The sequence below is a fragment of the Plantactinospora sp. DSM 117369 genome (assembly GCF_053764795.1).
This window is the reverse complement of the sequence record NZ_CM132446.1, coordinates 8,670,135-8,687,705: the sequence shown is the minus strand read 5'-3', so window position 1 is coordinate 8,687,705 and position 17,571 is coordinate 8,670,135. Positions and strand designations below refer to the sequence as shown.

Below are 17,571 nucleotides of genomic sequence, written 5' to 3'. Positions count from 1 at the left end.
GGCCGGCCGACGTGCGGCTCGTAGGGCCCGAGCACAGCGGCAGCGGCAGAGCTACGTCGGCTCTGCCGCTGTCAGCGATCGACTAAACGATATTGAACGCAGCTTCCGCGACCAGCATCCGGCCCATTGCGTTGCGTTCTTGCAGTTCTGTGAGGTGCCCCCGGCAGGATTCGAACCTGCGCTCCCGCCTCCGGAGGGCGGTGCTCTATCCCCTGAGCTACGGGGGCTCAGCGACCAAGGAAGAGTAGCAGGCGTCGGCGCCCGGGCACGAATCGGTATCCGCCGTGTCTGTCCCGCCTGTCCTGCCAGGGAAAACGCCGTTACCGGCCGCAGCTCGGAAGTGCGTGCAGCACGATCCGCGGCGGGAGCCGGCGGGGCCACTCGGCCCGGGTCCAGGAGCCGTCGACCACGACGTGTACGGCGTCCCCCTCCGCCCCACTGAGCCGGAGCAGAAAGTCCCGGGGGAGGGCCGGGTCGACGTTCGGGGTGGTGATGAGGAACCGCACCCGGCCGCGCACGGAGACGGCGGAGAGGACGTCGGCGGCCGGTACCACCCCGTGCAGACGGGTACGGCCGATCCAGCACAGCTCGGCCCGGTGCTCCTGAGCGGTGCGCACGATCGCCGGATACTCCTGTTCCACCCAGAGGGCCACCGCGTCGACGCAGAGCCCGCAGGCCCGCTCGGTGGGCTGGCGTGGGCCGAGGCCCCAGGCTCGCAGGTAGTTGCCGACCTCGGCGCCGTCGACGGGCAGGCCGTACCGGTGGTGTACGAGGCTGGTGACGCTCTGCCGGGTCCAGAGTTCGTCGTCCAGCCCGAACTTGTCGGGATAGCACCCGCGCAGCGTCTCGATCAGTTCCAGTTCCTGGTCGCGGCTGAGCGTTCCCGCCTCGCCGGACCGCTGTCCGCGCCGGACGGCCGCGACCGCGCCGTCCCCGCCGATGGTGTGTCGACGGCACCAGCTGGTGACCGACCGACGTCCGTCCCGGAGAGCAACCGTCATGTCTAGGACAACGACCGCAGATCCCGACTGGTCACGTTATGTATGGAGAAAGCTCGCCAAAGCGGGCAAGTAGCCGAAGACGGGCTTAACGGAACACTGCCACCGCCTCGCCGCCGGAACGGAACCGGCGGCCGTCCCGTCGGACGGCCGCCGGATCAGGCGGTACGGGTGGCGCGGGTCAGCGGGCGCCGATCCTGCCCTGGAGGGTCCGGACCAACTCGATCTCCTTCTTCTGCCCGGCGACCATGGACTCGGCCATCGCGGTCACCTGCTCGTCGTCGGAGAGGTCCAGGATCCCCTCGGCCATGTGGATGCCGCCGAGGTGGTGGTCGAGCATCAGCTTCAGGAAGAGGGCGTCGAAGTCGCGGCCGGTGGCGGCGCGCAACTCGGCCCGTTGGGCGTCGGTGGCCATGCCGGGCATCAGCCCGTTCTTGACCGCGCCCGCGCCGTCCGGCATCCAGGCCATCCGGGGCTGGCGGCCGGTCGGGCTCAGGCCCCACTCCTTCAACCAGGTCTGCATGATGCCGATCTGGGCCTGCTGGGTGAGTGCGATGTCCGCCGCCAGGGTCCGTACGTCCGGGTCGGCGGTCTTCTCGTGGGCGAGGATCGCCATCTCGACCGCCTGGGCGTGGTGCGACGACATGTCCCGGGCGAACCCGGCCTCGGGCGAGCTGTCCCCGGGCCGGAGCAGGCCCGGGGCGAGCAGGCCGCCCGCGAACCCGAGCAGCAGGCCCAGCAGGATGGCGAGGGCCAACGCGCCGGTGCCGGCGCTCCACCTGCCCGACCCTCGGCCCCCGGCCTCGTCCTCCTCCGGAGCGGCGGCGGTCGCCACCGCCCCCGATTCGGTGGTCACGCCGATCAACCGCCCGCCGGGGGCACCGGCTGCTGCTGGTCACCTGGGACGTTGTCCCGCGGGGTCGTACCGGTGGCGGTGATGCCGCCGGAGCAGGCCGCGCCCGGCTCCATCGTCGCGTTCTGCCGCAGCGCCTCGATGAAGTCGTCGATCCGGCCGTCGGTGGGGCTGTCGAGCTTGAGCTGGTAGCCCCAGGCCTGGAGCGAGATCGGCCGGTCGAGGTTCTGCACCGGGCTCATCAACATGAACTCGTTGCCCCGGACCTTGCTGGCCAGCTGCTCCACCTGCTCGGCCGGCAGGTCGGACTTGTAGGTGACCCAGACCGCGCCGTGCTCCAGGCTGTGCACCGCGTGCTCGTTGGCGATCGGCGCGTCGTAGACGTCGCCCATGCAGTTCTGCCAGGCGTTGTTGTGCGAGCTGCCGACCGGCGGATTGACCTTGTAGGTGAGCGGGCCGGCGACGTGGGACTCCTTGCCGGGCAGCGGGTTCACCGCCGAGGGGTCGCTCTCCCGGAAGTTCACGATCCCGTCGATCGCGGCCGCCTTGTCCTCCCACTTCTTGCCGTTCTGGATCACCGCGTACGCGCCGTACCCGATGATGGCGGCGGCGACGACGCCGACCGCGACGAAGAGGCCGATGGAGCCCCATGAGCGGCCCTGGCTGACCCTGACCGGCGTGACCGGGCGACGCTGCTGGGGCTTCTTCCCGCCCCCGCCCCCGCCGCCGCGGCCGGCCGGCACCCGGGTGCCGGAGCCGGACTTGCCGGTGGAGCCGGACTTGGCGGCCGTCCCCGCGGGCTTGGCCCCGGCCCCCTTCTCACCCTCGGCGGGCTTACCGCCGGCCGGCGCCTTCTTGCCGGTGCTGACCACGGACGGACGGCGTTGTTCGCCGCCCGAGGTGCTGATGCTCATGGTCCCTCGTCAGGTCGGTCGGTCAGGGGATGGCGGGCCGCACATGCGCAGGGTCGCCACCGAGTGACCGAGTCTACCCCCGCTAGCATGGTTCGGTGACTCCCGCCAACCTCGCCGAGGCCGTTCTCGCCGCCGCACACGCCGTCTTCGACCGGCGTGGCCTGGATCACTCGGTACTGCCCGAGTCCGTGCCGCTGGAGCGACCCCGGAACCCCGAGCACGGCGACTACGCCTCCACCATCGCGTTGCAGCTGAGCAAGCGGGTCGGGCTGCCGCCCCGGGAGCTGGCCGCCGCCCTCGCCGAGGAACTGGCCCGGACCCCGGGCGTCAAGTCGGTCGACATCGCCGGGCCGGGCTTCCTCAACCTCCGGCTCGACCCGGCCGCCGCCGGCCAGCTCGCCCGCGAGGTGGTCCAGGCCGGTCAGGGGTACGGGCGGAGCGACCGGCTCACCGGGCAGCGGGTCAACCTGGAGTTCGTCTCGGCCAACCCGACCGGCCCGATCCACCTCGGGCACACCCGGTGGGCGGCGGTCGGCGACTCGCTGCGCCGGATCCTCTCCGCCGCCGGTGCCGAGGTGACCAGCGAGCACTACGTCAACGACGCGGGCGCCCAGATCGACCGGTTCAGCCAGTCGCTGTACGCGCAGGCGGTGGGCGAGCCGACCCCGGACGAGGGCTACGCCGGCGAGTACGTCACCGAGATCGCCGAGCGGATCGTCGCGGAGCGCCCCGAGCTGCTCGACCTGCCGGCCGAGGAGGCGGTGCCGGTCTTCCGGGACCGGGGCTACCAGCTCATGCTGGACGAGATGCGGGCCAGCCTGGAGCGGTTCGGGGTGCACTTCGACGTCTGGTTCTCCGAGCGCACCCTGCACACCAGCGGTGCGATCGAGCACGCCCTGGGCCGGCTGCGCGAGCAGGGCCACGTCTACGACGCCGACGGCGCTATCTGGCTGCGCACCACGGCCTTCGGTGACGACAAGGACCGGGTGCTGATCCGGAGCAACGGCGAGCTGACCTACTTCGCCGCCGACTCGGCGTACTACATCAACAAGCGGGAGCGCGGCTTCGACACGTGCGTCTACCTGCTCGGCGCCGACCACCACGGCTACGTCAACCGGCTCCGGGCGATCGCCGCCTGCGCCGGGGACGACCCGGACTTCAACATCGAGATCCTGATCGGCCAGCTCGTCAACCTGGTCCGCAACGGCGTACCGGTCCGGCTCTCCAAGCGGGCCGGCAACATCATCACGCTGGACGAGATCGTCGACGCGGTCGGCGTGGACGCGGCCCGCTACTCGCTGGCCCGGTCCTCGACCGACTCGCCGCTGATCCTGGACATCGACGAGATCACCAAGAACTCGAACGACAACCCGGTGCACTACGTGCGCTACGCGCACGCCCGGATCGCCTCGCTGCTGCGCCGCGCCGTCGATCTCGGCATCAGCCGGGGCGACGACTTCGACCCGGGCCTGCTCAGCCACGAGAAGGAGAACGACCTGCTCAAGTCGCTGGGCGAGTTCCCCGGGGTGGTGGCCACCGCGGCCGAACTGCGTGAACCGCACCGGATCGCCCGCTACCTTGAGGTGCTGGCCGGCTCGTACCACCGGTTCAACGACGCCTGCCAGGTGCTGCCGCTCGGCCGCCAGCCGGTGTCGGCGCAGCTCACCCAGGCCCGGCTCTGGCTGGTCGAGGCGACCCGGATCGTCCTGGCCAACGGCCTGGGACTGCTCGGGGTCTCCGCGCCGGAGCAGATGTGAGTCATCTCCGGCTCCCGGCGTAGCGGACCGGTCGGAAGTAGGCGCGTGGCGTAAGGAGAACGACAGATGCGCGCTCACGAAGCGGGGGCACTGCACGGCGACCTCGGGGTCCGGGGGCCGGCGTGGCTGCGTACCCCGGAGGACGTCAACGCGCTCGTGCCGCAACTGTGGCCGCGCAACGTGGCGCGCGACGCCGACGGCGCCCTGGTGGTCGCCGGGCTCGGCGTGCGCGAGCTGGCGGCGGAGTTCGGCACCCCGGTCTACGTGCTCGACGAGGACGACCTGCGGGCCCGCTGCCGGGACTTCCGGGCCGCCTTCCCGGACCAGGACATCTACTACGCCGGCAAGGCCTTCATCTGCCGCGCCGTGGTGCGGGTGATCGCCGAGGAGGGCCTGTTCCTGGACGTCTGCTCCGGCGGGGAGCTGGCGGTGGCGCTGGCCGCCGGCATGCCGGCCGAGCGGATCGGTTTCCACGGCAACAACAAGTCCCCGGCCGAGCTGACCCGGGCCGTCGACGCCGGGGTGGGCCGGATCGTCGTGGACTCGTTCCATGAGATCGACCGGCTGACCGCGCTGGCCCGGGACCGGGGCGTCCGCCCGGAGGTGCTGATCCGGGTCACCGTCGGCGTCGAGGCGCACACCCACGAGTTCATCGCCACCGCGCACGAGGACCAGAAGTTCGGCTTCTCGCTGGCCGGCGGGGCGGCGGCCGCCGCCGCGTTCCGGATCCTCGACGAGGACGTCCTCGAACTGCGCGGGCTGCACTCGCACATCGGTTCGCAGATCTTCGACACCAGCGGCTTCGAGGTGGCCACTCGGCGGATCCTCGCCCTCCAGGCACAGATCCGGGACGCCCGCGGGGTCGAGCTGCCGGAGCTGGACCTCGGCGGCGGCTTCGGCATCGCGTACACCACCCAGGACGATCCGTCGCCGCCGCACGACCTGGCGAAGCGACTGGGCAAGATCGTCGACGGCGAGTGTGAGGGGCTGCGGCTGGCGGTGCCCCGGCTCTCGATCGAGCCCGGTCGGGCGATCATCGGCCCGGCCGTCTTCACCCTCTACGAGGTCGGCACGGTCAAGGACGTGGACGGGATCCGCACCTACGTCAGCGTCGACGGCGGGATGAGCGACAACATCCGTACCGCGCTGTACGGGGCGTCGTACTCGGCGACCGTCGCCTCCCGGCGGTCGACCGCCGAGCCGATTCTCGCCCGGGTGGTGGGAAAGCATTGCGAGGCTGGGGATGTGGTGGTGAAGGATGAATTCCTGCCCGCCGACGTGCAGCCCGGAGATCTTCTCGCCGTGCCCGGAACGGGCGCCTATTGCCGGAGCATGGCCAGCAACTACAACCATGTTCCCCGGCCGCCGGTGGTGGCGGTCCGGGACGGCCGCGCGCGGGTGATCGTCCGGCGGGAGACCGAAGACGATCTGCTGGCATTGGATGTGGGTTGACCTTGACGAAGCCTGTCCGTCTGGCCCTGCTCGGTTGCGGCACCGTCGGCGCGGAGGTGGTACGCCTGCTGCACGAGCAGGCCGCCGACCTGACGGCCCGGGTCGGTGCGCCGCTGGAACTCGCCGGGATCGCCGTACGCCGGCTCGGCCGGGACCGGGGTGAGCTGCCGGTCGACCCGGCGCTGTTCACCACCGACGCGCTCGGCCTGGTCAAGCGGGACGACATCGACCTGGTGATCGAGGTCGTCGGCGGGATCGAGCCGGCCCGGGGCTGGCTGGTCGAGGCGTTGCGGGCCGGCAAGAGCGTGGTGACCGCCAACAAGGCGCTGCTGGCCGAGGACGGCGGGGCGCTGCACGACGCGGCCGCCGAGGGCGGGTCGGACCTCTACTACGAGGCGGCGGTGGCCGGCGCCATCCCGCTGCTCCGCTCGCTGCGCGAGTCGCTGCACGGCGACTCGATCACCCGGGTCACCGGCATCGTCAACGGCACCACCAACTTCATCCTCTCCGCGATGGACGCCACCGGCGCCGGCTTCACCGAGGCGCTGGACGAGGCGACCGAGCTGGGCTACGCGGAGGCCGACCCGACCGCCGACGTGGAGGGCTTCGACGCCGCCGCCAAGGCGGCCATCCTGGCCTCGCTGGCGTTCCACACCCGGGTCACCGCCGCAGACGTGCACCGGGAGGGCATTACCGAGGTCACCGCCGCCGACATGGCCAGCGCCAAGGCGATGGGCTGCACCATCAAGCTGCTCTGCATCGCCTCCCGGGGGCCGGACTCGGCCGGCGTCGAGTCGGTCAGCGTCCGGGTGCACCCGGCGATGATCCCGGTCAGCCACCCGCTGGCCAGCGTCGGCGACGCCTTCAACGCGGTCTTCGTCGAGGCCGACGCCGCCGGTGAGCTGATGTTCTACGGGCGCGGTGCCGGCGGCGCGCCGACCGCCAGCGCCGTACTCGGCGACGTCGTCGCGGCGGCCCGCAACCACCTGGCCGGGGTACGCGCACCGAGCGAGTCGGCGTACGCCGCGCTGCCGATCCGGCCGATGGGTGAGGCGGTCACCCGCTACCACATCAGCCTCGACGTGGCCGACCGGCCGGGCGTACTGGCCGCGGTCGCCGGGGTCTTCGCCCGGCACGACGTGTCGATCGCCACCGTGCGGCAGGCGCCCGCCCCGGCGGGCCCGGGGGACGGGGCGGCCGGACCGGTGGGCCGGGGCGGCGACGCGATCCTGGTGATCGTCACGCACGCCGCACCGGACGCCGCGCTCGCCGCCACCGTCGACGAGCTGCGCCGACTCGACATCGTCCGGTCGATCGCCAGCGTGCTCCGGGTCGAGGGCGGCGACCGCTAGCCGGGGCGTACCGCCTGATCGGCACTGTCCCGCCAGATGGTTAGCGGGTGGTGCGGGTGCACCGGATCGGCGACCCTGGGTCACCGTGGAGGAGGTGCCCGCCGCCGACGGCCGGGGCGGGACCGCGATGCGAGGAGAGCGACATGTGGCGGGGCTTGATCGAGGCGTACCGGGATCGGCTGCCGGTCAGCGAGGCCACGCCGGTGATCACCCTCAACGAGGGGAACACCCCGCTGCTGCCCGCTCCGGTGCTCTCCGCGCGGCTCGGCTGTGACGTCTATCTCAAGGTGGAGGGCGCCAACCCGACCGGCTCGTTCAAGGACCGCGGCATGACGCTGGCGGTCTCCCGGGCGGTCGAGGCCGGCAACAAGGCGATCATCTGCGCCTCCACCGGCAACACCAGCGCCTCGGCGGCGGCGTACGCGGCCCGGGCCGGGCTCACCTGCGCCGTGCTGGTGCCGCAGGGCAAGATCGCGCTGGGCAAGATGGCCCAGGCGCTGGTGCACGGCGCCCGGCTGCTCCAGATCAACGGCAACTTCGACGACTGCCTGGCGCTCGCCGCCAAGCTGGCCATGGACTACCCGGTGGCCCTGGTCAACTCGGTCAACATCGACCGGCTGCACGGCCAGAAGACCGCCGCGTTCGAGATCGTCTCCGCGCTCGGCGACGCTCCCGACATCCACTGCCTGCCGGTCGGCAACGCCGGCAACATCACCGCGTACTGGATGGGCTACTCGGAGGAGACCGAGGCCGGCAACGCCACCCGCCGCCCGAAGATGTACGGCTTCCAGGCATCCGGGGCCGCCCCGATCGTCACCGGCGAGGCGGTACGCGAACCCTCCACCATCGCCACCGCGATCCGGATCGGCAATCCGGCGAGCTGGACCAAGGCGGTGGACGCCCGGGACGCCTCCGGCGGGCTGATCTCGGCGGTGACCGACCGGGAGATCCTGTCGGCGTACCGGCTGCTCGCCCGCGAGGTGGGGGTCTTCGTCGAGCTGGCCAGCGCGGCCAGCGTCGCCGGGCTGCTGCAACAGGCCGCCGAGGGGCGGGTGCCGAGCGGCTCCACCGTGGTCTGCACGGTCACCGGGCATGGCCTCAAGGACCCGGAGTGGGCGATCTCCACCGCTCCCTCGCCGATCACCATCCGCAACGACGTGCCGACCGCCGCCCGCGCCCTCGACCTGGCCTGACCGGCGGCCGCCCGGGTGCACCGAGCTGCGGACTCCCGGGCTGCCGCCTGTGGAGTCGTGCGCGGCGGCGGTGCCGCGCCGGACTCCGGCCTTCGTCAGGCGGTCGGGTCGACGGTCTGGATCCGGGTGAGCCAACCGACGCTCGACGGACCGCCGTGACCGAGGCCGTGCGCGGTGCCGGACAGTGCGGTGACCACGCGGTCGGTCAGCACGGTCCGGCCGCTCTCGTCGACCCGCTCGGAGTGCTCGGGCTCGTGGTTGGGCGTCCAGGTCACCTCGATGGTGGTCTCGCCGTTGCCGTACTCCTCGGTGCAGGTCTCCTGCTCCTCGACGGTCCGGCAGTGGCGCCGGATCTCCTGGTACGGCAGTTGGGCGGAGACGGTCGTCCCGGCCAGCGAGAAGGTGAAGTCCTGCACCGGGACGCCGTGGGAGTTCCGGAAGACGTGGTCGCAGACGTACGCCCCGTCCGTCTCCGCGCACTCGTGGTCGCTCCATTCGACGTCGATCGTGGTGCTGCCGTCCTGCCTGGTCACGTCGACGTCCATCGACACGTGGCTGTCGTTGCTCTGGAACAGGGCGTGGGCATGTTCGAGGACCGAGTCGGCCGAGGCAGGTGCCGGTGGGATCAGGGTCGAGGCGGCCACGGTGATGCCGGCGACCAGCAGGGTACGACGGAGGCGGCTCACATTACTCCTTTGTAGAGGATTGGGAAGGCCACCTTATGCGCCCGGTCCGACGTTTTCCCTCGGACCACCGGCCCTCCCACCGGCCCTCCCGGTCAGCCGAGCCAGCGGCCGCCTTCCGTCCGGCCGAGCCAGCGGCCGGGTCCGGGGGCGCCGTGCGGTGAGCTGAGAGGGCGCTGAGCTGGAGTTGCCTCCGGGGCCGGTCGACCCGCAGGCTGCGCCCAACGCCCCGACACCGGGGCGGTGCTCCGGGTCAGGCAGACTTTCTCCTGCCGCCGACCCGGAACGTGCGCGATCACACCTGTCGCGCCAACTCGATCTCCAGGAGTGAGCCCGCCGATGTCGTTCCTCGCCAGACTCAGTCTCGCCAACCGGGGGCTTGTCGCGCTCATCGCGATCGTGATCACGGCGTTCGGCGTGTACGCCGTACCGTCGCTGAAGCAGCAGCTCCTGCCCTCGCTGGAGTTTCCGGCGGCCTTCATCATCGCGCCGTACCCGGGGGCCGGGCCGGAGGTGGTGGAGGAGCAGGTCGCCGAGCCGATCGAGAACAGCATCCAGGGGATCGCCGGGCTGACCAAGGTCACCTCGACCTCACAGGAGGGCAGCGCCACCCTCCAGGTCGAGTACGAGTTCGGCACCGACCTGGACGACGCGGTCAACAAGATGCAGACCGCGCTCAACCGGATCGAGGCGCAGCTCCCGGAGAACGTCGAGCCGCAGGTGATCGCCGGCAGCACCGACGATCTGCCGGCGGTGGTGCTGGCGGCGGCCGGCAACGGCGACGAGCGGGCCCTGGCCGACAAGCTCGCCGAGACGGTCGTACCGGAGCTGGAGTCGATCGACGGTGTCCGTACCGTCGAGGTGACCGGTGCCCGCGACGAGCAGGTGGTGATCACGCCCAACCCGGCCCGGCTGGCCGCGTCCGGCGTCGCGCCGACGGCGATCGGCGAGGCGCTGCGGGCCAACGGGGTCACCATCCCGGCCGGGGCGCTGACCGAGGCCGACCAGACCCGGACGGTCCAGATCGGCGGCCGGATCGGCTCGGTCGAGGAACTCGCCGGCATCTTCCTGCCCGGGCGGTCCGGCGGCCAGCCGGTCCGGCTCGGCGACGTGGCCACCGTGCGGCAGCAGCTCGCCGCGCCGACCTCGTTCACCCGGACCGACGGCGTGGACAGCCTCGGCATCATGGTCACCGCCACACCGGACGGCAACGCGGTGCGGATCTCGCACGACATCCGGGACCGGCTCGCCGACCTTGGCACCGCCTCCGGCGCCACCCTCACCGTGGTCTTCGACCAAGCGCCGTTCGTCGAGAAGTCGATCGAGAGCCTGACCACCGAGGGCCTGCTGGGCCTGGTCATGGCGGTACTGGTGATCCTGGTCTTCCTGCTCTCGGTCCGGTCCACCCTGGTCACCGCGGTCTCCATCCCGCTGTCGGTGCTGGTGGCGCTGATCGCGCTCTGGGTCGGCGACTACTCGCTCAACCTGCTCACCCTCGGCGCGCTGACCATCGCGGTCGGCCGGGTGGTCGACGACTCCATCGTGGTGCTGGAGAACATCAAACGACATCTCGGATACGGCGAGCACAAACGCACCGCCATCCTCGGCGGGGTACGCGAGGTGGCCGGCGCGGTCGTCGCCTCCACGCTCACCACGGTCGCCGTCTTCACCCCGATCGTGCTGGTCGGTGGCTTCGTCGGGCAGCTCTTCGCACCGTTCGCGATCACCGTCACGGTGGCGCTGCTCGCCTCGCTGCTGGTGTCGCTGACCATCATCCCGGTGCTGGCGTACTGGTTCCTCCGGCCGGCGAACGGTGGCGCGACCGAGGAGGCGGTCCGGCGGGCGGCCGAGGAGAAGGAGCTGCGCAGCCCGCTGCAACGCGGGTACCTGCCGGTGATCCGGTTCGCGACCCGGCGGCGCTGGCTCACCGTCGCCCTCGGCCTGGTGGTGCTGCTCGGCACCTTCGGCCTGGCCACCCGGCTGGAGACGAACTTCCTGGACGACTCCGGGCAGGACACCCTGAGCATCAGCCAGGAACTCCCGGTCGGCAGCAGCCTGGCCGCCACCGACGCGGCGGCCAAGCAGGTCGAGCGGGTGCTCTCCGGCACCGACGGGGTGGAGTCGTACCAGGTGACCGTGGGCGGGGGCGGCGGCAACCCGTTCGGTGGCGGAGGCAGCGCCAACGAGGCGAGCTTCTCGGTCGCGCTGGCCGAGGAGGCCGACGCCGGGCAGGTCGAGGATGCGCTCCGGGCGGAGTTCGACAAGCTGACCGGCGCCGGTGAACTCAGCTTCGGCGGGGCCGGTGGGCCCGGCGGCGGTGCGGTGAACGAGATCCAGGTGATCGTCCGCGCCGCCGACCAGGACGTACTGGCCCGGGCGAGCGAGCAGGTGAGCAAGGCGATGGCGGAGACGCCGGACGTCACCGACGTACGCAGCAGCCTGGCCGACAGCGCCCCCCGGATCGACGTCAAGGTGGACCGGGCCGCCGCCGCCCGGCTCGGGCTCTCCGAGGCGGCCGTCGGGCAGCTCGTCGCACAGCAGTTCCGGGGCAGCCCGCTCGGCCAGGTGTCGCTGGACGGCCGGCAGCAGGACGTGGTGCTGCGCACCGGGCAGCCGCCCGCCGGGATCGACGCGCTCCGGGCCCTGCCGGTGGGGCCGCCCGGCCCTGCCGGTGTGGTGAAGCTGGACGACATCGCCGACGTGACCGAGGTGCAGGGCCCGCTCGCGGTGACCCGGATCGACGGCGAGCGCAGCATCACCGTCAGCGGTACGTCGACCGGCTCCAACCTGGGTGCCACCACCACCGCGCTGCGGGAGAAGCTGGACGGGATCGAGGTACCGGGGGCGACGTTCGAGATCGGTGGCGTCAGCGCCGAGCAGCAGGAGGCCTTCGCCGACCTGGGGCTGGCGGTACTGGCCGCGATCGCGATCGTCTTCGTGATCATGGTCGCCACCTTCGGCAGCCTGATCCAGCCGCTGATCCTGCTGGTCTCCATCCCGTTCGCGGCGACCGGCGCGATCGGCCTGCTGCTGGCCACCGGCACGCCACTGGGCGTACCGGCGCTGATCGGTGTGCTGATGCTGGTCGGCATCGTGGTGACCAACGCGATCGTGCTGATGGACCTGATCAACCAGTACCGGGCCAAGGGGATGGGCGTGGTCGAGGCGGTGGTCGAGGGTGGCCGCCGCCGGCTGCGGCCGATCCTGATGACCGCGATCGCGACCATCTTCGCCCTGCTGCCGATGGCGCTCGGGCTGACCGGTGAGGGCGGGTTCATCTCGCAGCCGCTGGCGATCGTGGTGATCGGCGGCCTGATCAGCTCGACGCTGCTCACCCTGGTGCTGGTGCCGACCCTCTACACGATGGTGGAGAACACCAAGGAGCGGATCCGGCGGCGCCGGTCCGGGGCGGGGGCCGGCGGCGACGAGGCGGGCGTACCGGCCGGGGAGCCGGTGCCGGTCGGTGCCGGCGCCCGCGCCGGTGGTTCACCGGGCCCGGTGCCGGCGCATCCCGCGCCGTCCGGTGCGTTGATCGACGGTACCGACCAGTTCGAGGTGCTCCGGCTGCCGAAGAGCCGGAGGTCACCGCTGCCGCCGACGGAGAGCTGACCGGTCGGAGAGTCGACCGGTCGGAGAGTCGACCGGCTGAGCTGACCGGCTGAGCTGACCGGTCGGAGAGCACACGACGAGGACCGGTCCCGGGTGGCGCTGGATACCGCTACCCGGGACCGGTCCTCGTCCGTGCCCGGGGGCACGGCACCGGGCGGGTAGGGTCCTGGTACGTGTCATCTGCCGTTTCAGTCCTTACCCGGAATCGGGACTTCCGCCGCCTCTTCACCGCCGAACTCGTGGTCTTCGGGGCCGACTGGTTCGTGATGGTGCCGCTGCTGGTGCTCCTGCCGGAGCTGACCGGCAGCGGGGTGTGGGGAGCCCTGGTGCTCGCCGTCGACAACGGCATCCTCGCCCTGCTGCTGCCGTACGCCGGCACGGTCGCGGACCGGCTGGACCGCAAGCGGATCCTGATCGCCTCGAACCTCACCGCGCTGGCCGCGATCGTGCTGCTGCCCGGGGTACGCGGTCCCGGTACCGCCTGGCTGGCGCTGGTGGCGGTCGGCGCGGTGGCGGTGGCCAAGGCGTTCTACTCGCCCGCCGCCTCGGCCGCGCTGCCGAACGTGGTGGACCCGGAGGACCTGGCCGCAGCGAACGCGATCGCCGGTTCGGCGTGGGGCACGATGAGCATCGTCGGGGCGTCCCTCGGCGGCGTCCTGACCGCCGCCGTCGGCCCGTACGCCTGTTTCTGGGTGGCCCTGGGCGCCCTGGCGGTGGCGGCGGGCCTGACCTGGCTGATCCGCCGGCCGATGCAGCAGCCGCGCGACCGCGACCTGCCGGTGCCGAACCCGTGGGCGGCGCTCGGCGAGTCGATGCGGTACATCGGGCACCGCCCCCGGGTGCTGGCCCTGGTCACCGTGAAGAGCGCGGTCGGCCTCGGCAACGGCGTGCTGACCGTCTTTCCGCTGCTGGCGACCCTCTACGGGGTCGGCCCGATCGGCACCGGGCTGCTCTTCGCGGTACGCGGTGCCGGCGCGCTGGTCGGCCCGCTGCTGATGCGCCGGGTGCTGAAGCACCGGTCCTGGCTTTTCACCGGCCTCGCCCTGTCGATGTCGCTGTACGGGCTCGGCTACCTCGGCGTGTCGGTGACCCGCTGGTTCCCGCTGGTGCTGGTCCTGGTCTTCGTCGCGCACCTCGCCGGCGGCAGCAACTGGGTGATGTCCAACTACGCCCTGCAGGCCGAGGTGCCGGACCGGTTGCGGGGCCGGGTCTTCGCCACCGACATGATGTTGGCGACCGTGGCCATCGCGCTCAGCCAGCTCGTGGTGGCCGGGGTGGTGGACCACGTCGACCAGCGGGTGGTGCTGGCCGGTTGCGGCCTGACCACCCTGGTCTACGCGCTCGGCTGGTGGGTCGCCACCCGCCGCCTCGACCCCTCCGAGGACGAGAGCCCCGCCTCCGGTACCCCCGCGACCCCCGCCGACCCACCCCGCGCCGCCTCCTGACCGCACCACCTCGCGGGACCGTTCCCGCCAGGGAGGGGTCGCTGTCCGGGAAGTAGTGCCCCCGCGTCGCCGGGGGAGGACTGTTTCGGGGACGGCGTGCGACCTTGCGGACCATCGGGGCTCGATCTTGCGGGCCACCCCCCGGGTGAGTATTCGAGGGGCGGGTGGGTAGAACGGGGCATCGATACGGTGACGGGTGCTCGGGCGAGCCGCCGCCTCGCGCGGTGGCGCGGTGGCCGGGTACTGCATCCGCGCGGGCTCTCGTTCACCGGCGAGGTCGAGCTGTCGGGGCCGCTCGCCGACCGCCTGGCCGGCGGCTCCGGCCGGTACCCGGGGACCGTGCGGCTCTCCCGGGCCACCCCGACCCCGGAGGGCTGGCCGGACCTGCTGGGGCTCGCCGTCCGGCTGCACGTTGCCGGTGGCCCCTTCGACCTGCTGCTTTCCAGCACCGGCCGGCCGCCGCTGCTCCGGCACCTGCCCGTGCCGCGCCGGGACTTCGCCGGGCCGTACGGGAGTCTGCTGGCGTACCGGTTCGACGGTCGTCGGACGTACCTGCTGGCGCGGGCCGACCGTTCCCTCGGGTGTTCCCTCGACGAGGTGGCCGAGGTCGCCGCCCGCGAGGGGGCCCGGCTGGAGTTGCTGGCGGCCGGGGTACGCGCCCCATGGCGCGCTTTCGGCCGGGTCGTCTTCGACACGCGGTTGCCCGCCGAGGTGGACGCCGCGCTCGCCTTCGACCCGGACGGCCGGCGCGGCTCGGAACTGCGGCCCAGGGGCCTGCTCCAGCGGCTGCGGGCGGTCAGTTACGCGGCCTCGCAACGGGGTCGGGACGCCGCCGAGGACCAGACCCGACTGCCCTGACGACGTTCTGCCGGCCCGGTGCCGGAGTCGACTCTGCCCGCCCGGTGCCGGGTCGACGCGGTGGCGCTCGTTGGATATCCTCGTGATATCACATAGCTAGCAGGGAGATGTCATGGAACGAGCCGCCTTCCGGATCTCCGGGTTCATTCCGACCGCGCTCATGCTGCTCCTCGCCGCCGCCGGGGTGGCGATCATCGTGCCGGTGCTCGACGAGCCGGGTGTCGACCTCCGGATCACGGTGGTCGCGGTCGGCTACGCCCTCCTCGCCGCGGTGGTCGCCACCGGATACACGGTGGTCAACCCGAACGAGGCTCAGGTGGTGCAGTTCTTCGGCCGCTACGTGGGCACCATCCGGCAGGCCGGCCTGCACTGGACCTGGCCGTTCACCGCACGGCAGAAGGTCACGCTCCGGGTGCGCAACTTCGAGACCGCCCGGCTCAAGGTCTCCGACGCCGACGGCAACCCGGTGGAGATCGCCGCCGTCGTCGTGTGGCAGGTGGTCGACTCCGCCAGGGCCGCCTTCGCGGTCGACGACCACGTCGAGTACGTCGCCGTGCAGTCCGAGGCGGCCGTCCGGCACCTGGCCACCAGCTACCCGTACGAGGCGCACGACTCCGGCCGGGCCAGCCTGCGGGACAGTGCGGTGGTCAGCGACGAGTTGACCTCCGAGCTGCGCGAACGGGTGGAGTTGGCCGGCGTGGAGGTGCTGGAGTCCCGGATCACGCACCTGGCGTACGCCCCGGAGATCGCCCAGGCGATGCTGGCCCGCCAGCAGGCGAGTGCGATCGTGGGTGCCCGGTTCAAGATCGTCGAAGGTGCGGTGGGTATGGTCTCGAACGCGCTGGAGCGGCTGCGCGAGGAGCACGTGGTCGAGCTGGACGAGGAACGGAAGGCGCAGATGGTGGCGAACCTGCTGGTCGTGCTCTGCGGTGACCGGGCCGCCCAGCCGGTGGTGAACACCGGTTCCCTCTACGGCTAGGTTCGCGCGCCCATGGCGGAACGCAAAAAACTTCTGCTCCGGCTCGACCCGCAGGTCTACGAGGCGATCGCGAGGTGGGCCGCGGACGACATCCGCAGCGTCAACGCCCAGATCGAGTACGCCCTGCGGCTGGCCCTGCGTTCGGCCGGCCGGGCGGCGAAGCCGTCCCGGGCCGGCGGCCCGGCCGGGCCACCGGCGGAGCCGGACGGTACTGGTCCGGACAGTACCGGTCCGGACGGCGGCAGGCAGCCGGACAGTACCGGTCCGGGCAGTGGACGGCCGGACAGTACGGAGCGGGGCAGCGGTGGGCCGGAGGATTCCGAGCCGGCCTGACCGGCACGCCCGGGCCCGGGGAGGGTCGGCGTCGTCCCAGGGCCCGGACGGTGGAGTCCGGCGCCGGCACCGGGCCGCCTAGCATGAGCCGATGCGGCCGACCTTCGTTTCCGAACCGGTCCGGGTCCGGGTGCCGGCGACCAGCGCCAACCTCGGGCCGGGCTTCGACGCGCTCGGCCTGGCGCTGGCGCTCTACGACGACGTCAGCGCCCGGACGGCACCGAGCGGCTGCCGGGTCGAGGTGACCGGAGAGGGCGCCGGCGAGCTGCCGACCGGCGACGACCATCTCGTCGTCCGGGCCATGCGGGCCGGCTTCGACGCCCTCGGCGGTCAGCCGCCGGGGCTGGCCGTGGAGTGCGTCAACCGGATCCCCCAGGCGCGCGGCCTGGGCTCCTCGTCGGCGGCGATCGTCGCCGGGATCCAACTGGCCCGGGCCCTGGTCGAGGACGGGACGCGGCAGCTCGACGACGCGGCGGCGCTGCGGCTGGCGGCCGAGTTGGAAGGACATCCGGACAATGTCGCGCCGTGCCTGCTCGGCGGGTTCACCATCGCCTGGACGGAGTCGGGCGGTACGGCCCGGGCGGTCCGGCTGCCGGTCGCACCGCAGCTCCGGGCCACGGTCTTCGTACCCGAGGAGCGCGGGTTGACCGCGACGGCCCGTGCGGCGCTGCCGGCGACGGTGCCGCACGCCGACGCGGCCCGCAACGCCGGCCGGGCGGCCCTGCTGGTGCACGCCCTGACCACCGATCCGGAGTTGCTCTTCGAGGCGACCGAGGACCGGCTGCACCAGCCCTACCGGGCGGCCGGGATGCCCGGCACCGCCGCCCGGCTGGCCGAGTTGCGTGCGGCTGGTGTGCCGGCTGTGGTCAGTGGGGCGGGCCCGTCGATTCTCGCGCTCACCAGCAGCGATGAGAATTTCCCGGCGGGAATGGGTTGGACTGCGCAAAGGTTGCCCATAGACGTAGCCGGGGCCCGGGTGGATAGGGGTACACTGGGACACGCCGAGCGGGACCCTGTTGCCGCAGGTCGGAAGAGTTGATTACGCTCTAGACTTAGCACAGCCGCGAAGCAATGCGACTCCTGCGGGTCGGTGCACCCCCGAAGCTCTCGGCGGTCAGCCCGTCTCACCCCTGCCTAGGTCTACG

14 protein-coding genes and 1 tRNA gene are annotated in these 17,571 nt (G+C 72.3%); 10 read left to right on the top strand and 5 right to left on the bottom strand.

The genetic code is table 11. The annotated features are described in order from the left end of the window. Positions 1–155: 155 nt before the first annotated feature. The 4 genes from ACSMXO_RS37140 to ACSMXO_RS37125 form a co-directional block, all read right to left on the bottom strand. Positions 156–227, bottom strand: a tRNA-Arg gene (locus ACSMXO_RS37140). Between the two features lie 93 nt (positions 228–320). Continuing rightward, positions 321–1,001 (bottom strand): winged helix-turn-helix domain-containing protein, encoded by a 681-nt coding sequence (locus ACSMXO_RS37135; protein ID WP_455415583.1) that lies wholly within the window; start codon positions 999–1,001, stop codon positions 321–323. A 178-nt stretch (positions 1,002–1,179) separates the two neighbouring features. Then, complete coding sequence (locus ACSMXO_RS37130; RefSeq protein ID WP_455415582.1) at positions 1,180–1,854, bottom strand: DUF305 domain-containing protein; 675 nt, start codon at positions 1,852–1,854, stop codon at positions 1,180–1,182. A gap of 5 nt (positions 1,855–1,859) precedes the next feature. Then, entirely contained in the window at positions 1,860–2,765 is a 906-nt protein-coding gene (locus tag ACSMXO_RS37125; RefSeq protein WP_455415581.1) for a DUF3105 domain-containing protein, read from the bottom strand. Between the two features lie 95 nt (positions 2,766–2,860). Here ACSMXO_RS37125 and argS point away from each other — a divergent pair, with 95 nt between their 5' ends. From argS to thrC, 4 genes are all read left to right on the top strand, one after another. After that, positions 2,861–4,522, top strand: a complete 1,662-nt coding sequence (gene argS / locus ACSMXO_RS37120) for an arginine--tRNA ligase (RefSeq protein ID WP_455415580.1) — start codon at positions 2,861–2,863, stop codon at positions 4,520–4,522. Between the two features lie 66 nt (positions 4,523–4,588). Beyond that, on the top strand, positions 4,589–5,974 hold the full coding sequence (gene lysA, locus ACSMXO_RS37115) for a diaminopimelate decarboxylase (protein ID WP_455415579.1): 1,386 nt from the start codon (positions 4,589–4,591) through the stop codon (positions 5,972–5,974). A 2-nt stretch (positions 5,975–5,976) separates the two neighbouring features. Then, positions 5,977–7,326, top strand: a complete 1,350-nt coding sequence (locus ACSMXO_RS37110; RefSeq protein WP_346260882.1) for a homoserine dehydrogenase — start codon at positions 5,977–5,979, stop codon at positions 7,324–7,326. 143 nt (positions 7,327–7,469) lie between these two features. Next, entirely contained in the window at positions 7,470–8,519 is a 1,050-nt protein-coding gene (gene thrC / locus ACSMXO_RS37105; protein ID WP_346260881.1) for a threonine synthase, read from the top strand. Between the two features lie 95 nt (positions 8,520–8,614). Here thrC and ACSMXO_RS37100 read toward each other — a convergent pair whose 3' ends face one another. Continuing rightward, complete coding sequence (locus ACSMXO_RS37100) at positions 8,615–9,205, bottom strand: hypothetical protein (protein ID WP_455415578.1); 591 nt, start codon at positions 9,203–9,205, stop codon at positions 8,615–8,617. A gap of 336 nt (positions 9,206–9,541) precedes the next feature. On the opposite strand from ACSMXO_RS37100, the gene ACSMXO_RS37095 reads away from it, so the two are divergent. From ACSMXO_RS37095 to thrB, 6 genes are all read left to right on the top strand, one after another. After that, entirely contained in the window at positions 9,542–12,811 is a 3,270-nt protein-coding gene (locus ACSMXO_RS37095) for an efflux RND transporter permease subunit (RefSeq protein WP_455415577.1), read from the top strand. A gap of 173 nt (positions 12,812–12,984) precedes the next feature. Beyond that, entirely contained in the window at positions 12,985–14,256 is a 1,272-nt protein-coding gene (locus tag ACSMXO_RS37090) for an MFS transporter (protein WP_455415576.1), read from the top strand. A gap of 189 nt (positions 14,257–14,445) precedes the next feature. Beyond that, positions 14,446–15,114: a phosphodiesterase gene (locus tag ACSMXO_RS37085; protein ID WP_455415575.1), complete on the top strand. Its 669-nt coding sequence runs from the start codon at positions 14,446–14,448 to the stop codon at positions 15,112–15,114. 112 nt (positions 15,115–15,226) lie between these two features. Continuing rightward, positions 15,227–16,093: an SPFH domain-containing protein gene (locus tag ACSMXO_RS37080; protein WP_346260876.1), complete on the top strand. Its 867-nt coding sequence runs from the start codon at positions 15,227–15,229 to the stop codon at positions 16,091–16,093. Positions 16,094–16,105: 12 nt separating this feature from the next. Next, positions 16,106–16,426: a hypothetical protein gene (locus tag ACSMXO_RS37075; protein WP_455415574.1), complete on the top strand. Its 321-nt coding sequence runs from the start codon at positions 16,106–16,108 to the stop codon at positions 16,424–16,426. Between the two features lie 91 nt (positions 16,427–16,517). Continuing rightward, on the top strand, positions 16,518–17,465 hold the full coding sequence (gene thrB / locus ACSMXO_RS37070) for a homoserine kinase (protein ID WP_346260874.1): 948 nt from the start codon (positions 16,518–16,520) through the stop codon (positions 17,463–17,465). The last annotated feature ends 106 nt before the right edge of the window (positions 17,466–17,571 follow it).

Coding starts and splice junctions, on each gene's coding strand:
- thrC (WP_346260881.1), top strand. CDS start 7,470: ATGTGGCGGGGCTTGATCGAGGCGTACCGGGATCGGCTGCCGGTCAGC.
- lysA (WP_455415579.1), top strand. CDS start 4,589: ATGCGCGCTCACGAAGCGGGGGCACTGCACGGCGACCTCGGGGTCCGG.
- ACSMXO_RS37135 (WP_455415583.1), bottom strand. CDS start 1,001: ATGACGGTTGCTCTCCGGGACGGACGTCGGTCGGTCACCAGCTGGTGC.
- thrB (WP_346260874.1), top strand. CDS start 16,518: ATGCGGCCGACCTTCGTTTCCGAACCGGTCCGGGTCCGGGTGCCGGCG.
- ACSMXO_RS37080 (WP_346260876.1), top strand. CDS start 15,227: ATGGAACGAGCCGCCTTCCGGATCTCCGGGTTCATTCCGACCGCGCTC.
- ACSMXO_RS37075 (WP_455415574.1), top strand. CDS start 16,106: ATGGCGGAACGCAAAAAACTTCTGCTCCGGCTCGACCCGCAGGTCTAC.
- ACSMXO_RS37095 (WP_455415577.1), top strand. CDS start 9,542: ATGTCGTTCCTCGCCAGACTCAGTCTCGCCAACCGGGGGCTTGTCGCG.
- ACSMXO_RS37125 (WP_455415581.1), bottom strand. CDS start 2,765: ATGAGCATCAGCACCTCGGGCGGCGAACAACGCCGTCCGTCCGTGGTC.